This is a genomic window from Comamonas suwonensis (genome assembly GCF_012844455.2).
Lineage (GTDB): Bacteria > Pseudomonadota > Gammaproteobacteria > Burkholderiales > Burkholderiaceae_C > Comamonas > Comamonas suwonensis.
This window is the reverse complement of sequence record NZ_JABBCQ020000062.1, coordinates 1-560: the sequence shown is the minus strand read 5'-3', so window position 1 is coordinate 560 and position 560 is coordinate 1. Positions and strand designations below refer to the sequence as shown.

General features: G+C 64.6%; 1 protein-coding gene. It reads left to right on the top strand.

What is annotated here, in order from left to right; genetic code table 11:
• The coding region (locus HF327_RS21860; protein WP_198462447.1) for an Ig-like domain-containing protein at nucleotides 1-560 on the top strand (560 nt) is incomplete at both ends.

The window sequence follows — 560 nt, the reverse complement described above, 5'->3', positions numbered from 1 at the left end:
GGCGCCAACGGCACCAGCGTCACCGGCCAGATCACAGGCAACGGAGCGGAAGACGGTACAGCCATCAGCGGCAAGCTGACAGCCAGCGACCTGGACGGCCTGGACAGCACCACGCCTTACAGCGTCAGCGGTGCAGCGCAGCACGGCACGGCCACCATCGATGCCAACGGCAACTGGAGCTACACGCCCAAGGCCGACTACAACGGAGCGGACAGCTTCACGGTGACCGTCAAGGACGCCCTGGGCAACCTGACGACGCAGGTCATCAACATCACCGTTGCGGCAGAAAAAGACGCCTTCGACGACAGCGGAAGCACCACCAGCGGACAGACCGTCAAGATAGACGTGCTGGCCAATGACGCCTTCGAAGGCGCCCACAAAGTGGTCACGCAAGTCAACGGCACGGCCATCACGGCCGGCGGCGCAGCGGTGGCCGTGGCCAACGGCCAAGTCACACTGGGCACGGACGGCCAACTGAGCTTCAAGGCCAATGCCGGCTACACCGGCACAGCCGAGTTCAACTACACCGTCAAAACCGACGACGGCACGCCCGAGACCGC